This is a genomic window from Myceligenerans salitolerans (assembly GCF_017349295.1).
Taxonomy (GTDB): Bacteria; Actinomycetota; Actinomycetes; order Actinomycetales; family Cellulomonadaceae; genus Myceligenerans; species Myceligenerans salitolerans.
Map to the genome: position 1 here is coordinate 49554 of NZ_JAFMPK010000048.1, position 15545 is coordinate 65098.

Genomic DNA, 15545 nt, shown 5'->3' on the forward strand with positions numbered 1-15545 from the left:
ACTCGGGAATTCGCCCATCTGCCGGAATTCACCGCGCTGGTCAGCCGAAGTTCTTGCCCTCGCCCCGGTAGGTCGGGACGGTGTCGACGACCTCGGAGCCCCGCACCAGTCGGACCTCGTCGAACCGCTCCATGAGCTCGCCCGCCTTCGCGTGACGGAACCAGGCACGGTCCCCGGTTCGCAGTGCGTCCCGCCCGCGCGCGTCCCGGCGCCGGCTCCGCAACGGCGTCTGCACCTCGCCCGCCCCCTCGGAACCGGTGAGCTGCCATCCGGGGGTCGCCACACGCGGCAGTCGCGAGGTCGCGGCAGGTCCCGACGCGACGTAGCCCCCGGAGAACGCGGTCACCCAGCCGGACGCCGGTTCGCGCACGACGTCGAGCCCGAAGAAGGCGGCAGGTCGTGGCCGGAACGCGCGGTACGCGTCGAACAAGCCGGGCGTGTACAGCCCCGAGCCGGCGGTGACCTCCGTGACGCCGGGCGCGGCCGCCGAGGTCTCCAGCGACCCCGTTCCCCCGGAGTTGACCAGGTCCAGGTCGTGCCCGACGGCGTCCCGTGCGGCCGCCACGAGTTCCGGCCGACGACGATCGAGATCCCGCACGGAGAGCCGCTTCACCAGCCGGACGGCCGGGCTCGAGTCGGGCAGCCCCGCGACCTGCGCCTCGTAGAACATCAGGCCACGCAGACGCACCCCCCGGGTCCGGGCGACGCGGGAGGCGAGCCGCGCGACGTCCTCGGGTGTGCGCAGGGGTGAGCGTCGCACTCCGAGGTGCGCCGAAGCGAACCGGAGACTGGCGTCGACGTCCAGACACACCTGCAGGGAGGGGATCGGCGCGGGGATGGCGTCCGGAAGCTCCGGGACCGGCGCGCCACCTCCACCCTGGCCGTTCGAGCCCTCGGCCCCCGCGTGCCCTCCACCGCGGGTATCCATCGCCCCGCGGGTATCCATCGCCCCACGGGGCGCCCGGGCGGCCTCCGCGGAACTTGCCGCCCCGGCAGTTCCAGCGGCCCCGGCAGCGATCCTCGCGTTCTCCACGGCATCCGCGATCAGGTCCAGGTGCGTAGCCGAGTCGATCATGAGCGTGACCGCACGCCGTGCCACGGGATCCGCGGCGAGTTCCGCCAGCGCGGCCCGGTCGACGCTCGGATACCCCACCAGCACGTCGTCGACCCCCTGGGCCGCAAGCCATTGCGCCTCGCGCGGCGAGTACGCCATAACGCCGGAGAACCCGGCGTCGAGCGCCCGCTCGACAAGGGCCCGGACGCGGACCGACTTGCTCGCCAGCCGCACGGGTACGCCTCCCGCCCGCGCCAGCAGGTCCCGGGCGTTGGCATCGAACCGGTCCAGGTCGACGACAGCGACCGGTGCGGAGAGCTGACCGGTGGCCGCACTCAGGCGTGCCGTCAGGGCGCTCGCCGGCCGGTCGGTACCCACCGCCTCCTCGCCCTCGTCCCGGCCGCTCGACGGGTTCCGCGACCCGTGCCCGGCACGGTGCCTCGACGTCATCCGAGCACCTTCCGGGTGTAGCGGTTGTGGAAGACGCCCTCCGGGTCGTGCTCCAGACGTACGCGTGCCGCGTCGTCGAACCGAGGGTACAGCGGAGCGAGATCGTCGGAGTCGCGGGTGTGCATCTTGCCCCAGTGCGGGCGTCCCCCGGCGGTCACGAAGATGCGTTCGGCGGCCTCGAAGTACCGCGAGTACGGCAGCCTCCAGTACTGGTGGACGGCGACGTACGCGGTCTCGCGTCCGTGTGCCGTGGACAGCCAGACGTCGTCGGGCGCGGCGAAACGCACCTCGATCGGGAACGGGACGTTCTCCCGCGACGTGCGCAGCCAGTCGTCGACCTCCGTGATGACGTCCCGCACGCTCTCCCGTGGGATCGCGTACTCCATCTCCCGGAACCGGACCCGCCGCCGCGTGCAGAACACCTGGTACGACGGGGCCTGGTACGTCCGCGCCGCGAGAGCGCGCGCCGCGACGGCGTTGAGCCGTGGGGTCAACCCGCCGAACGCCGTGGCGAGACGGTTGACCACCTCGAACGCACCGTTCGACAGCAGTTCCTCGTCCACGAACGAACGGGCGGCACGGCCGGCACGGGCGAGCCCGCCGACCGTCGCGGGCTCCACGCGGGTGTTCCGCAGGGTGAGCGCCCGACCGGTCACGGGAAAGAAGTAGAGCTCGAAGTGATCGCTCGTCGCGACGACGCCATCGGGTCCGTCGAGCGACTCCAGCGCCTCGGCGAGCGGAACGGGGCGCTCCTCGGCACGCAGGTCGTAGGCGGGTACCACCTCCAGCGTCACGGCGCTGAGCACGCCCGTGGTGCCGAGCCCGAGGCGCGACGCCTCGAAGAGCGGGTCGCCGGGTCCGACGTCGTGCACGGTGCCGTCCACGCCGACCACGCGCAGACCGCGCACCTGCGTGGCGAGCCCGCCGAACCGGGCGCCGGTCCCGTGCGTGCCGGTCGAGATGGCCCCGGCGATCGACTGCCGGTCGATGTCGCCGAGATTGCGCATCGCGAGGCCTCGCTCGGCGAGCATGCGGTTGAGCTGGTGCAGGCGCACGCCGGCGCCCACGGTGACGAGCGCGTTCCCGGTCTCGGGAAGACGCTCCACGCGTTCGAGGCCGCTGACGTGGTCCAGGTTGAGCAGCACGCCGGACGTCGTCGCCGCGGGGGTGAAGGAATGACCGCCGCCGGCCGCCCGGACGGATCTGCCCTCGGCGGCCGCCCGGGCGACCACCTCGGCGAGCTCTGCCTCGGAACGCGGCTGGGCACGGCCGACCGGGCTGCACGCGGCCGTGCGGGCCCAGTTGCGCCAGGTCAACGGCTGGGACGTGGGAGCGCGGTGAACGACGTCGGACACGGGGGCACTATCCCACGGCTTCCCCGTCGCGAACAGGGCCCGGGGGCCCGTACGCCGCGTCCGACGGTTGGGGCAGGGCCCGGCGGGCACATCCGCCGGGCGCTCACTTCCGGTCGAACGCCGGGACCATGTATCCGAGCACCAGACGTGCCAGCTCGTCGAACGCCTTCTGCGCCGCTTCGTCGTCCCGGTCGACGAGCCACCCGATCTCGATCCCGTCGATCTGCTGTGCGACGAAGCGCGCGAGGAACTCCACGTCCACCGAGAACCGGGAGGCGGCCCGGTCGGCGAGCTTGTTCAGGTACTCCCGGGTGAACCGGTAGCTCTGGTCCAGGTGTGCCTGCGCGACCTCGCGCAGCACCCGGGAGCGGACCCCGGCGAGCGCGAACTCGAAGGTCAGCAGCCGCATGTGCTGGTTCTGCTTGAGTCCGTCGAGCAACGACTTGGCGGAGGCCTCGACCAGCGCCTCCGGGTCGTGGCCCTGGTCGAGGGCGGCGAGTGCGGGCTCGGAGGCCGTCAACGCGATCGCGCGCCCCATCGCCCGCAACATCTCGGCCTTGTCCTCGAAGCAGTAGTGCACGGTGCCGAGGGAGATCTCGGCCTCCTGCGCCACCGCGCGCACTGAGACCGCTTCCACACCCTCACGGAGAGCGACTCGGAGCCCGGCCTCGACGATCTCCTGGCGACGCTCCTCGAGCGTCTTGCGCCGGCTCACGCGCGCTTCGGTCATGAGGTCTCCCCGTCCGGCGTCTCCGCGCCCGGCGTGGACGTGGCTCGCGTCGTCAACACCAGCGCCGTGGCGATCGCCGCGACGCCCTCGCCACGGCCCGTGAGCCCGAGCCCGTCCGTGGTGGTCGCCGAGACGTTCACCCGCGCACCCGCGGCGGCGCCCAGCGCGGCCGCCGCCTCCGCGCGACGCGACCCGATCTTCGGACGATTACCAATTACCTGAACAGACACATTCCCTATGGTGAACCCTGCGGCGCGAACTCGCCTAGCAGCCTCGGCCAGCAGTTTCGCCCCGGACGCCCCGGACCATCGCGGTTCGGAGGTGCCGAAGTGGGTCCCGAGGTCTCCGATGCCGGCCGCGGCGAAGAGCGCGTCCGCGGCGGCATGGGCCGCGACGTCGGCGTCGGAATGCCCGGCCAGGCCTCGTTCCCCGGGCCAGTGCAAGCCAGCGAGCCACAGCTCGCGGCCGGAGCCCTCGGGGGCGAAGGCGTGCACATCCGTTCCGATCCCGATGTGCGGGACGGGGCACGTAGGTGTGACGTCGATGTCCATGCCTGATGCTCCCACTCAGTCCTCCAGTTCGAGGGCCGCGATGCGCAGGTCGCGCTCCGTCGTGATCTTGGCCGCTGCAGCGTCGCCTCGCACCATGTGCACCGGTTCACCGAGGGCCTCGACCAGTCCGGCGTCATCCGTGGCGGCGTCGGCCTCGGAACCGGATCGGTCCTGCCCGGCCTTGTGCGCGCGCTCCAGGAGGTCGCGGGTGAACCCTTGGGGAGTCTGTACGGCCCGGAGCCCGGCGCGGTCGGGCGTCGAGAGCACGAGCTCCGCGTCGCCGCCCGGTGCGACCTGCTTCACGGTGTCGGTGACAGGGAGCCCGGGGACGACGGCGTCGTGGCCGGCCCGGACGGCGGCGACGACCCGCTGGACGAGATCGGGGGGAACGAGGGGACGCGCCGCGTCGTGGACGATGACGACGTCGTGACCGGTACCCGCGGCGGCAAGGCCTGCGGCCACGGAAGCCTGGCGCGTGGGACCGCCGTCGACGACGGTCACGGGAACCGTCACGGCCGGATCGGCGAGAGTCCGCGCGACCACGTCCCCGGAACCATCCGGAGCGGTCACCACCAAGGCGTCGACGACGCGAGAGGCGGCGAGCCGGCGCGCGGCATGCAGAACAAGAGGAACGCCGCCGAGTTCGACGAGTGCCTTGGGCAAGTGACGCCCCAGACGTGCGCCGGATCCGGCGGCGGTGAGAATCGCGAGCGTGGTCATGTCAGGACCCCGCCGGCGGGGTCGGACTGGTCAGCCGGCGAGGACCTCGTCGAGGATGGCCTCGGCCTTCTCCTCCTCGGTCTTCTCCGCGAGCGCGAGCTCGGAGATCAGGATCTGGCGCGCCTTGGCGAGCATGCGCTTCTCACCCGCGGAGAGCCCGCGGTCGGCGTCACGACGAGAAAGATCGCGCACGACCTCGGCGACCTTGATCACGTCACCGGACGCCAGCTTCTCCAGGTTCGCCTTGTACCGGCGCGACCAGTTGGTGGGCTCCTCAGTGTACGGCGCACGCAGCACCTCGAAGACTCGCTCGAGGCCCTCCTGACCGACCACGTCGCGCACCCCGACGAGGTCCACGTTCTCCGCCGGGACCTCGATCGTCAGATCACCCTGGGCGACCTTCAGCTTGAGGTACATCTTCTCCTCGCCCCGGATCTTGCGGGTCTTGACCTCCTCGATCAGCGCCGCGCCGTGGTGCGGGTAGACAACCGTCTCGCCTACTGTGAACGTCATCTGCAGATGTCCCCTTTCCAGAGCACAAGGTTACCACGTTGCGGGCCTCGGTTTTCTTGACCCAACCAGGCGCGAAACCTGCTGCGGTATTGACGTCCATGCAGGTCAGCGGGCGAATTTTCGCCCTCTCGGCACCTGTTCACGAGGTGGCACACGATCACTCGTATCGATCCGATCACACACTCTTGACCTAATTTTTGATGAGCGCAGAATAGCCGCCGCCCATTTCTCTCCACGGACGCCTCCACGAGGTGGCGTCGGGGCAGAAGACCGGTGACACACGCCACTGGCCAACTCGCCGCGACGACGCCCGCTGGGGCACCGCGGCGACCACGGGCCACTAGGATGTTGCCCGATCATCGCCGTGACCTCCAGGGAGTAGACCGTGTCCCGTCGCACCACCGCCCACCGACGCGCCCGCACCGTCGCGGTCGCGGCCGTCACCGCGGCGGGTGCCGCCCTCCTGTCGGCATGCGCCCCCACCACCACCGCACTCAACTACTCGCCGTCCGACGGCGTGATGGTGTCCGTGGGTGCGCAGGAGGTCGACGAGTACACCGACCTGCGTGGCCTCAACCTCATGGTGGTGTCCGAGGAGGAGGGGGCTCCCGGCACCCTGCTCGGCGCGCTCACGAACGACACCCAGGAGGACGCGACGTTCACGCTCGCTCCGGAGGGGGCCACGCCCGTCGTCTTCGAGGTCGGCGCGGGCGACACCGTCTACATCGGCGGCGACGCCGGGGAGACGGTCCTGCTCGACGTCGTCACCGCCATGCCCGGGTCCAGCGTCCCGACGGTGCTCGAGGCCGGCGGCGAGTCCCAGTCCTTCAACCTGCCGGTGCTCAGCGGCGAGCTGGCCGAGTACGCGGCCTACGTGCCCAGCCCGTCGCCGTCCGAGTCCGCGGACCCGCAGTCCTCCGCGTCACCGGAGACCTCGCCGTCACCGGAGACCTCGCCGTCGTCGGACGAGTGAGCGAGAGTCCTCGGCAGCCCGGGCCCGGCGGGGAAACCGTCCTGATTTCACTCGCTCCCGACATCTCCGGTCGATAGGGTCCTGTCGGGCGATCCCGTCCAGGTCTCCCCTCCCCGCCTCCGGGGACGACCCCGAAACCGAAGGGCTCGAAGTCTTGCTTCTGCGCACCACCTCCCCCGCCTCTCGCCGCCTTCGTGGCTTCACCGTCGTCGTCGGCGCGGCCCTGGCCGCCGGCATCCTCTCCGGGTGCTCGGCGATCGACGGATTCCTGGAGGGGAGCTCCGACGAGGCCCCTCGCGACGAGAACGGTGAGATCACCGAGGCGTCCGACGCCGACGCGATGTCCGTGGAGATCGGGGACTGCCTCGACATCGCGGCGCTCGAGAACCAGGCCACCTTCACCGACCTGCCCGTCATGCCGTGCGACGAGGAGCACACCGGCGAGATCTACGCCGAGAAGGACCTGGCCAACGGCGAGTATCCCGGGGAGAAGGACGTCACGGCGGAGGCCGACACGTTCTGCGAGAGCGAGTTCGAGACGTTCGTCGGCGTGCCGTACTCGGAGTCCGAGCTGTACTTCTGGTCGTTCTACCCGACCAAGGAGAGCTGGCAGCAGGAGGACCGCACCATCCAGTGCGTGCTGGAGTCCGAGAAGCCGGTGACGGAATCACTGGAGGGTGTCGAGAGGTAACGCCCGAAGGCCCCCGGGGATCGAGGATCCCTGGGGGCCTTCCGTACGTTCACGCCCACCGAACCGGTCCCGGGCCGCCGGAAGCGTACGACGGCGCCCGCAGGGCGAGGAACGAGCCGAGGACGACGGAACCCGGCGGCTCCGAAGACACCGGTCAGCCGAAACGGCCCGAGACGTAGTCCTCGGTGGCCTGCTCCGACGGAGAGCTGAAGATCGTCGCCGTGTCGTCCATCTCGATGAGCTTGCCCGGCTTGCCGGTCCCGGCGATGTTGAAGAACGCCGTCCTGTCGCTCACGCGCGCAGCCTGCTGCATGTTGTGCGTGACGATGACGATCGTGTAGTCCTTCTTCATCTCCTGGATCAGGTCCTCGATCGCCAGCGTGGAGATCGGGTCGAGCGCGGAACACGGCTCGTCCATGAGGACCACCTGGGGCTTCACCGCGATGGTGCGCGCGATGCACAGGCGCTGCTGCTGCCCGCCGGACAGGCCCGAGCCGGGCTTCTCGAGGCGGTCCTTCACCTCGTTCCAGAGGTTCGCCCCCCGGAGCGAGGACTCCACCAGGTCGTCGGCGTCCGACTTGGAGATCCTGCGGTTGTTCAGCTTGACGCCGGCCAGGACGTTGTCCCGGATCGACATGGTCGGGAACGGGTTCGGCCGCTGGAACACCATGCCGATGTTGCGGCGCACCGCCACCGGGTCGACCCCGGGACCGTACAGGTCGACGCCCTCGAGCTCGACGCTGCCGTCCACGTACGCGCCGGGGATGACCTCGTGCATGCGGTTGAGCGTGCGGATGAACGTGGACTTGCCGCAGCCGGACGGCCCGATGAAGGCCGTCACGGAGCGCGGCTCGATCGTCATCGAGACGCCCTCGACCGCGAGGAAGTCACCGTAGTAGATGTTGACGTCCTTGACGTCGATGCGCTGGGCCATGGAGAAGATCCTTCGTGTGTGCGCTGGGCGAGGGGTCCTGCGCGTCAGCGCAGCTTCGGTGCGAACCACCGGTTGACGAGGCGACCCGCGATGTTGAGGAGCATGACGACGATGATGAGGACGAGCGCCGCGCCCCACGCGTTCTGGTACGAGATGTCCACGACGCAGTTGAGCTGGTCCTCCCGGCACGTCGCCATGCCTTGGCTGTACTGCCGGTAGATGAACACCGGCAGGGTCGTCATCCGTCCCTCGAACGCGTTGAGGTTGATCGAGTCGGTGACGCCCACCGCCACGAGCAGCGGGGCGGTCTCGCCGATGACACGCGCGACGGCCAGCAGGATACCGGTCGTCAGGCCCGCCACCGAGGTGCGCAGCACGACCCGGATGATCGTCAGCCACTTGGGCACACCGAGGGCGTACGACGCCTCGCGCAGCTCGTTCGGGACGAGCTTGAGCATCTCCTCGCAGGAGCGGACCACCACGGGGATCATCAGCACCGACAGCGCGATGGCGCCCATGATCCCGAACCGTGCCCCGGGCCCGAGGAAGATCGTCATCAGGGCCACCACGAACAGGCCCGCCACGATCGACGGGATGCCGGTCATCACGTCGACGAAGAAGGTGACCGAACGCGCCAGCGCACCTCGCCCGTACTCGACGAGGTAGATCGCCGTGAGGAGGCCGACCGGGACCGAGATCAGCGCCGCCCAGCCCGTGATGATGAGGGTGCCCATGATGGCGTGGTAGATCCCGCCGGAGGGGTCGCCGCCGAAGATGCCGCGCATCGAGTAGGTCAGGAAGTCGAGGCTGACCCGGCCGGCGCCGTTGACGAGAACCGTCCACAGCAGGGACACGAGCGGGATCATCGCGACGACGAACGCCGCCCAGATCAGCACGGTCATGAGCCGGTCCACCGCCTTCCGGCGGGGCTCGGAGGATGTCAGCAGGGCGCGGGTGCGCTCCGTGGTGTCCATCGTGTCGGTGCTCATCAGTTGGCTCCCGAGAATTCTTTGCGGCGCGCCACGATGGCACGGGCGATCATGTTCACGGCCATGGTGATCAGGAACAACGCGAGACCTGTCGCGATCAGGGCGTTGACCGCCAGACCGGTCGCCTCCGCGAAGTCCAGGGCGATGTACGCCGCGATCGTCTGGTGCTGCGCTCCGGCCAGGATCTGCAGCGAGTAGACGAGGAACCCGGGACTGATGATCATGAGGACGGCCATCGTCTCCCCGAGCGCCCGGCCGAGACCGAGCATCGCCGCCGAGATCACGCCCGACCGCCCGAACGGGAGAACGGCGGTCCGAACCATCTCCCACCGCGTGGCCCCGAGCGCGAGTGCGGCCTCCTCGTGCAGCTTCGGTGTCTGCAGGAAGACCTCGCGCGACACCGCCGTGATGATCGGCAGGATCATCACGGCGAGGACGACCGAGACGGTGGCGAGGACCTTGCCGGTCGCCGAGACGTCACCCGCGAACAGCGGGAACCACCCGAAGTTGTCCCCCAGCCAGAACCAGACCGGCTTGACCACGGGCGCCAGGACCAGGAAGCCCCAGAGGCCGTAGACGACGGACGGGATCGCCGCCAGCAGATCGACGAGGTATCCCAGGACCTGAGCCAGCCGGCGTGGCGCGTAGTGCGAGATGAAGAGGCCGATTCCCATGGCCACCGGCGTGGCGAGCGCCAGGGCGAGAACGGCGGCCAGGAGGGTACCGAAGATCAGGGGGCCGATGAACTCCAGGAGGGACGTGCCCTCCGGGTACCGTCCGACGGCGCTGGAGAGCTCCTCTTCCGAGGCCGTGATCGCGGGCCATGCGCGCAGGAGGAGGAAGAGTGCCACCGCGGCGAGCGTCGCCAGGATCAGGGCTCCCGCCCCGGTGGCGATCCACCGGAAGACCCTGCTGAAGCCACGCTCGGTGTCGCCACTCCTGCGGCGTCGTGCAGTTGCCCGCGAGGGAGGCCCCTTCGGCGTCGCCGGGAGCTGCGGGCTGTCGGTCGTTGTCACGCGAGTTCCTCGCTACTCGTGGTCACTGCTCAATGATCGTCCATGAACGGCCGAGCCGGTGACCGCCTGACCCGCTGTCATGGGGCCAGGCGATCACCGGCAGCGGCGTCCAGCTCGGACCTTCAGCCGGTTCAGCCGGCGGCGGAGATCGTCTCGACCGCCGTCAGGAACTCGGAGCGGAGCTCCTCGCTCACCGGGGCGGAGCCCGCGGCGTCGGTGCCCTGCGCCTGGCCCTCGTCGCTCAGGATGTAGGAGTACAGGCCCTTGACGAGCTCGGCGGTCTCCTCGTCCTCGTACGTGGCGCACGCGATGTGGTAGGAGACCAGCACGATCGGGTAGGTGCCCGGGATGTCACGTGCCAGGTCGTAGGCCCACACCGTGTCGGCGGTGCCCTCGACCCGCGGCGACTCGGCGACGACGGCGGCAGCGGCCTCGGGGCTGTAGGGGACGAACTCGCCGCCCACGCCGACGGCCGCGGTGCCCAGGTCGCCGATCTGCGACGCGTCGGCGTAGCCGATGGTGCCCTCACCCGAGGTGATGGTGGTGACCACGCCGGAGGTGCCCTGCGCGGACTCCTGGCCCTCGACCGGCCAGACGTCCTCGACCTCGAAGTCCCAGACGTCCGGGACCACGGTGCTCAGGTACTCGACGAAGTTCTCGGTGGTACCCGAGGGGTCCGAGCGGTGCACGACGGTGATGTCCGTGTCGGGCAGATCGGCGTCGGGGTTGTCGGCGGCGATGGCCTCGTCGTCCCACGTCGTGATGTCGCCCTTGAAGATCGAGGCGATGGTCTCCGGGGTCATGTTCAGCGAGTCGATGCCCTCGAGGTTGAACGCGACCGCGACCGGGCTGATGTACCCCGGGTACTCGATCACGTCGCTGCCGCAGGTCTCCTCGGCGGCGGCCATCTCCTCGTCGTCGAGCGCGGCGTCCGAGCCGATGAACGGGAAGGCGCCCGAGATGAAGTTCTCGCGGCCCGTGCCGGAACCGGTCGGGTCGTAGTTCACGGTGACGTCGGGGTGCTGGCTCTGGAAGCCGGCGCGCCAGGCCTCCATGGCGGACTCCTGCGACGACGCGCCGCCGCCGCTGAGGGTTCCGGAGAGCTCCGTGCCGCCCTCGGTCGCCTCGGCGGTGCTGTCGCCACCGGTGTTCGGGTCGGAGCCGCAGGCAGCGAGGGTCAGCGCGAGCGCGCCGACCATGGCGACGGAACCAGCGCGGGTGAATCGGCTGAGCTTCACGTGTCTTTCCATCCTGTTCAAAGATCTGGGTCGGGCGCCGGCAGTCGCCGACGTCAAGCGCGACGCTAGGGAGACGGGATGACCTCGCGCCCAGGTTCAAGTGAACGGAAGATGAACAGTGGCGGCAAACTCTCGTGACGTCGGCCACTCGCCTTGCGATGTCATGACCGCCGACGGACGATGGATGACTACGCAATTCACCCATCGTGACCTGCGGCGATCCGCTGCCTGCGGCTACGCGGTGGCCTAGCCCAGGTAGATGGACCGCGCGGCCTCCTCGACCCTGCGCTGCACGAAGTCGGAGACCGGCGCGCTGCCTGCCGCCTCCGCGGCACGCCGCTGGCCCTCGGCGGACGAGACGTACGTCAGGAACGCCTTGACGAACCGCCCGGTCGCCTTGTCCGAGTACCGGGAGCAGACGATCGCGTACGACACGAGCACCAAGGGGTAGGCGTAGCTCTCCGTCGTCTTCCGGTCGATCTGGTACGCGAGGTCGTACTTGGTGCGCCCTTCGATGATCGCCGACACGTCGACGGCGGCCGCCGCCGCCTCGGGCGTGAACGGGACGAACTCGTCTCCCACCTTGATGGCGGCGTTGCCGAGATCCGCCGTTCGTGAGGCGTCCGCGTAGGTCACCGCGCCGGGGTTCGCGCGCACGAACTCCGTGACACCGTCCGTGCCGTCCGCGGACCGGCCTCCTTCGAGCGGCCAGACGCCGTCCGCCGGGTGCGGCCACTGGGCCGGCGCGACCTGTGACAGGTAGTCCGTGAAGTTCTCGGTGGTCCCCGAGTCGTCGGCGCGGTGCACCGGGACGATCGCCGTGGCGGGCAGGTCGGCGTCCGGGTTGTCGGCGGCGATCGCCGCGTCGTTCCAGTGGGTGATCTGTCCCGCGAAGATCTTCGCGATCACCTCCGCCCGGAGGTTGAGCTCGTCGATGCCCTCGAGGTTGAAGGCCACCGAGATCGGGCTCACGTACACCGGCAGGTCGATCCCGTTCCCGCCGGCGCACACCTCGGCCGAGGCGTTCAGCTCGTCCTCCGACAGGACGGCGTCCGATCCCGCGAACGCGACCTTCCCGGCGAGGAACTCCTCGCGCCCCCCGCCGGAACCGATGGCCCGGTACGAGACCTTCACGCCGGGGTGCTCGGCGCTGAAGCCTTCGATCCACGCCGCCATCGCCTTCTCCTGCGCGGAGGAGCCGGAGCCCGCGAACGATCCCGACACCTCGATCGGCGCGGGCGGGACATAGGTGGCACCCATCATCTGACTGCATCCGGAGATCGGGAGGACGAGGGCGGCCGCGGCGAGGACCGCGACGGCACGGTTACTGGGGAGGGTCATGTCCCATGACGCTAGGGACGCCTGGTGAATGCCAGTCCGGACAAAAGCAAACAGAAGGTGAACAGCGTCAGTGACATCCCACATAGCCGCAAGACAGATATCCAAGACATCCTCGGCGGTGGGTTCACGTCACCTCGTCCCACCGCCGAGATCACGTCACGACGGGTCCGCGACTACTCCTCCGAGTCCGCCAGCTTGTATCCCAGGCCACGAACGGTCAGCAGGTAGCGCGGCGTCCCCGGGTCCGGCTCGATCTTCGACCGGATGCGCTTGACATGGACGTCCAGCGTCTTGGTGTCACCCACGTAGTCGGCGCCCCAGACACGATCGATGAGCTGTCCGCGTGTCAGGACGCGGCCCGCGTTGCGCAGCAGCAGTTCGAGCAGGTCGAACTCCTTGAGCGGAAGCGAGATCGTCTCGCCGTTCACCGTGACCGTGTGCCGCTCGACGTCCATGGTGACCGGGCCTGCCTCCAGGACACCCGTGGTGTCGTCCGCCGTCTGCTCGACCGGCTGCCTGCGGCGCAGCACCGCCCGCATCCGCGCCAGCAGCTCCCGGAACGAGTACGGCTTGGTGACGTAGTCGTCGGCGCCGAGCTCCAGGCCGACCACCTTGTCGATCTCGGAGTCCTTCGCGGTGAGCATGATGACCGGCACGTCGCCGCGAGCGCGAAGTTCCCGGCACACCTCCGTGCCGGACAGGCCCGGAAGCATCAGGTCGAGCAGCACCAGATCGGCCCCGTCGGCGTCGTAGGCCGCGAGCGCGGCGTTGCCGTCCGCCGCCTCGACCACCTCGAACCCCTCACGGGCGAGCTGGTAGGTCAACGGGTCGCGGTACGACTCCTCGTCCTCGACCACCAGGATGCGCGTCACGCGCCTACCTCCTCGTTCGTCGCCGCCGGGTCCGTCCCGGCTCTCACATCACCGGCCGTGGGCCTCGCCCCCGGCTCGGTCGTCAGTGCGTCGGCGTCCATCCCCGCGGACGGGATGCGCAGGGTGAACGTCGACCCGCGGCCCGGCTCCGACCACATCGTCACGTCGCCACCGTGGTCGGCCGCGACGTGCTTGACGATGCTCAGCCCGAGTCCGGTGCCGCCGGTGTCGCGGGAGCGGGCCGGATCCACCCGGTAGAAGCGCTCGAACACGCGATCCTGCTTGCTCTCGTCGATACCGACGCCCTGGTCCACCACCGCGATCTCGACCAGCCCGCGGCGTTCCGTGACGCCGACGCCCACGCGTGTGGCGGGCCCGGAGTAGGCGACGGCGTTGTCGAGCAGGTTGCGTACGGCCGTGACCAGGAGGTTGTGGTCGCCGTACACGACGCTGTCCAGCGCGCCGCCCGACGTGATGGCGATGTTCTTGGCGTGCGCGGCCGTCCTGGCCCGGTCCACCGCCTCGTCGACCACCGCGCGAACCGAGACCGGCGTGTCCTTCTGCACGGCGCCCTGGGACTGGAGACGCGACAGCTCGATGATCTCCTGCACGAGCTCGGACAGACGTTGCGCCTCCCGGTGCATGCGCTCGGTGAAGCGGCGTACCGCGACCGGGTCGTCGGCGGCGTCGGCCACCGTCTCGGCCAGCAGTGCGAGCGCCCCGACCGGGGTCTTCAGCTCGTGCGACACGTTCACCACGAAGTCGCGGCGGATCGCCTCGACGCGGGCTGCCTCGGTCCGGTCCTCGGCGAGGACCAGAACCCTTTTGCCCAGTGGTGCGACACGCACCTGGAGCAGGACGGTGCCGCTGCCCACCGGGCCACGCGGCAGCTCGAGCTCACGCTCCCGGATCATGCCGTCCCGCCGCACCTGAGCGACCATCTCCCGGATCGCGGCGTGCGCGATGGCGTCGTTACGGACCACGTTGAGGGCGTAGGCGGGAGGCGACGCGCGGATCACCTCGTCGTCGTCGTCCACCACCACCGCGGCGGAGCGCAGGACGGACAGCACACGGACGAGACCGTCGTCGAGTTCGGCGGCCGGCGCCTCCGGCCCCGAGCGCTGACGTCTGTCGGAGATACGGAACGCGAGCGTGGCCACGACGCCGACGACCACGCCGACGATGCCCACGCCGAGCACCGAGACCCCCTGGATGAATCCGTCCACCCACCCAGGGTAGGCAGTGGCGTCGCGGATACTCGCCATCGAGCGCATTGGCCCGATTGACGTCACCAGGAGTTCATCCTTCGACAGGAAGTCGTTAACCTGAGGGTTTACGTTCGAGTGCGACGCTTGGCGTCGCGCCGGAGGAGCCGGCCGGCGTCGCGCCAACGCGGCCAGCCCGCTATGCACGGCGCACTCCTGTGGAAGGAAAGCGATGCGACAGATCTTCGAGGCCGAGCTGCGACAGGTCGGCGACGACCTCGCCGAGATGAGCCGACTCGTCGAGTCGGCGGTCAGCAAGGCCGGCACGGCGTTGAGAGAGGCGGACCTGCAGCTCGCGCAGGAGGTGATCGCCTCCGACAAGACCATCGACCAGCTCGAGGCGTCCCTCGACGAACGATGCGTTCACATGCTCGCCCAGCAGGCACCGGTCGCGACCGACCTGCGCGTCATCGTCAGCGCACTGCGGATGAGCGCGTCGCTGGAGCGAATGGGTGACCTGGCCCGGCACGTGGCCCAGGTGGCGCGGGGGCGGTACCCCGCGAAGGCGATCGCCCCGGCGGCCGCCGACATCTTCGCCAAGATGGACGAGGCCGCCGTGCGCGTGGCCGAGCGGACGACGCGCCTCCTGGAGTCACGCGACCTCGAGGTCGCGCAGGCCATCGAGCGTGACGACGACCTGCTCGACGAACTGCACCAGGAGACCTTCGGTGCCCTGCTCGGCGACGAGTGGGAGGGCACCGTCCAGGAGGCGGTCGACATCACCCTGGTGGGCCGCTACTACGAGCGCTTCGGCGACCACGGCGTGTCGATCGCCAAGCGCGTCTCGTTCCTCGTCACGGGAGACTTCCCGGAGGACCACCAGCAGGCGTAGCCACACCGCGAAGGGGCCGTG

General features: G+C 69.9%; 16 protein-coding genes. 3 read left to right on the top strand and 13 right to left on the bottom strand.

The window, feature by feature from the left end:
- Positions 1 to 40: 40 nt before the first annotated feature.
- The 6 genes from J0911_RS18205 to J0911_RS18230 form a co-directional block, all read right to left on the bottom strand.
- Positions 41 to 1504: a type III PLP-dependent enzyme domain-containing protein gene (locus tag J0911_RS18205; RefSeq protein ID WP_242636992.1), complete on the bottom strand. Its 1464-nt coding sequence runs from the start codon at positions 1502 to 1504 to the stop codon at positions 41 to 43.
- On the bottom strand, positions 1501 to 2820 hold the full coding sequence (locus J0911_RS18210) for a D-arabinono-1,4-lactone oxidase (RefSeq protein WP_207277094.1): 1320 nt from the start codon (positions 2818 to 2820) through the stop codon (positions 1501 to 1503). The genes J0911_RS18205 and J0911_RS18210 overlap by 4 nt, the downstream gene beginning before the upstream one ends.
- Positions 2821 to 2962: 142 nt before the next feature.
- Complete coding sequence (locus J0911_RS18215) at positions 2963 to 3589, bottom strand: TetR/AcrR family transcriptional regulator (RefSeq protein ID WP_207276926.1); 627 nt, start codon at positions 3587 to 3589, stop codon at positions 2963 to 2965.
- Positions 3586 to 4140 (bottom strand): 2-C-methyl-D-erythritol 2,4-cyclodiphosphate synthase, encoded by a 555-nt coding sequence (ispF, locus tag J0911_RS18220; RefSeq protein ID WP_207276927.1) that lies wholly within the window; start codon positions 4138 to 4140, stop codon positions 3586 to 3588. Before ispF ends, J0911_RS18215 begins: the two co-directional genes overlap by 4 nt.
- A gap of 15 nt (positions 4141 to 4155) precedes the next feature.
- The gene (gene ispD, locus J0911_RS18225) at positions 4156 to 4860 is read right to left on the bottom strand and encodes a 2-C-methyl-D-erythritol 4-phosphate cytidylyltransferase (RefSeq protein ID WP_207276928.1); all 705 of its coding nucleotides are present in this window, start codon (positions 4858 to 4860) and stop codon (positions 4156 to 4158) included.
- A gap of 30 nt (positions 4861 to 4890) precedes the next feature.
- The gene (locus J0911_RS18230) at positions 4891 to 5373 is read right to left on the bottom strand and encodes a CarD family transcriptional regulator (RefSeq protein WP_192861750.1); all 483 of its coding nucleotides are present in this window, start codon (positions 5371 to 5373) and stop codon (positions 4891 to 4893) included.
- 385 nt (positions 5374 to 5758) lie between these two features.
- Between J0911_RS18230 and J0911_RS18235 the strand changes: the two genes are divergently transcribed.
- The gene (locus J0911_RS18235; RefSeq protein WP_207276929.1) at positions 5759 to 6346 is read left to right on the top strand and encodes a hypothetical protein; all 588 of its coding nucleotides are present in this window, start codon (positions 5759 to 5761) and stop codon (positions 6344 to 6346) included.
- A gap of 154 nt (positions 6347 to 6500) precedes the next feature.
- A complete protein-coding gene (locus J0911_RS18240) occupies positions 6501 to 7037 on the top strand; it encodes a septum formation family protein (protein ID WP_207276930.1) in 537 nt (178 codons plus the stop codon).
- A gap of 154 nt (positions 7038 to 7191) precedes the next feature.
- Here the strand turns inward: J0911_RS18240 and pstB are convergent, their stop codons facing one another.
- The 7 genes from pstB to J0911_RS18275 all read right to left on the bottom strand — a co-directional run bounded on the left by pstB (position 7192) and on the right by J0911_RS18275 (position 14653).
- The gene (pstB, locus tag J0911_RS18245) at positions 7192 to 7971 is read right to left on the bottom strand and encodes a phosphate ABC transporter ATP-binding protein PstB (RefSeq protein ID WP_207276931.1); all 780 of its coding nucleotides are present in this window, start codon (positions 7969 to 7971) and stop codon (positions 7192 to 7194) included.
- 44 nt (positions 7972 to 8015) lie between these two features.
- On the bottom strand, positions 8016 to 8960 hold the full coding sequence (pstA, locus tag J0911_RS18250) for a phosphate ABC transporter permease PstA (RefSeq protein ID WP_207276932.1): 945 nt from the start codon (positions 8958 to 8960) through the stop codon (positions 8016 to 8018).
- A complete protein-coding gene (gene pstC, locus J0911_RS18255; RefSeq protein ID WP_207276933.1) occupies positions 8960 to 9976 on the bottom strand; it encodes a phosphate ABC transporter permease subunit PstC in 1017 nt (338 codons plus the stop codon). Before pstC ends, pstA begins: the two co-directional genes overlap by 1 nt.
- A 131-nt stretch (positions 9977 to 10107) precedes the next feature.
- Positions 10108 to 11214, bottom strand: a complete 1107-nt coding sequence (locus tag J0911_RS18260; protein WP_307865168.1) for a phosphate ABC transporter substrate-binding protein PstS — start codon at positions 11212 to 11214, stop codon at positions 10108 to 10110.
- A 246-nt stretch (positions 11215 to 11460) separates the two neighbouring features.
- A complete protein-coding gene (gene pstS / locus J0911_RS18265; protein ID WP_207276935.1) occupies positions 11461 to 12555 on the bottom strand; it encodes a phosphate ABC transporter substrate-binding protein PstS in 1095 nt (364 codons plus the stop codon).
- Between the two features lie 173 nt (positions 12556 to 12728).
- A complete protein-coding gene (locus J0911_RS18270; RefSeq protein WP_207276936.1) occupies positions 12729 to 13427 on the bottom strand; it encodes a response regulator in 699 nt (232 codons plus the stop codon).
- The gene (locus J0911_RS18275; RefSeq protein ID WP_207276937.1) at positions 13424 to 14653 is read right to left on the bottom strand and encodes a sensor histidine kinase; all 1230 of its coding nucleotides are present in this window, start codon (positions 14651 to 14653) and stop codon (positions 13424 to 13426) included. The genes J0911_RS18270 and J0911_RS18275 overlap by 4 nt, the downstream gene beginning before the upstream one ends.
- 211 nt (positions 14654 to 14864) lie before the next feature.
- Here J0911_RS18275 and phoU point away from each other — a divergent pair, with 211 nt between their 5' ends.
- Positions 14865 to 15524 (top strand): phosphate signaling complex protein PhoU, encoded by a 660-nt coding sequence (gene phoU, locus J0911_RS18280; protein WP_207276938.1) that lies wholly within the window; start codon positions 14865 to 14867, stop codon positions 15522 to 15524.
- Positions 15525 to 15545 lie beyond the last annotated feature (21 nt).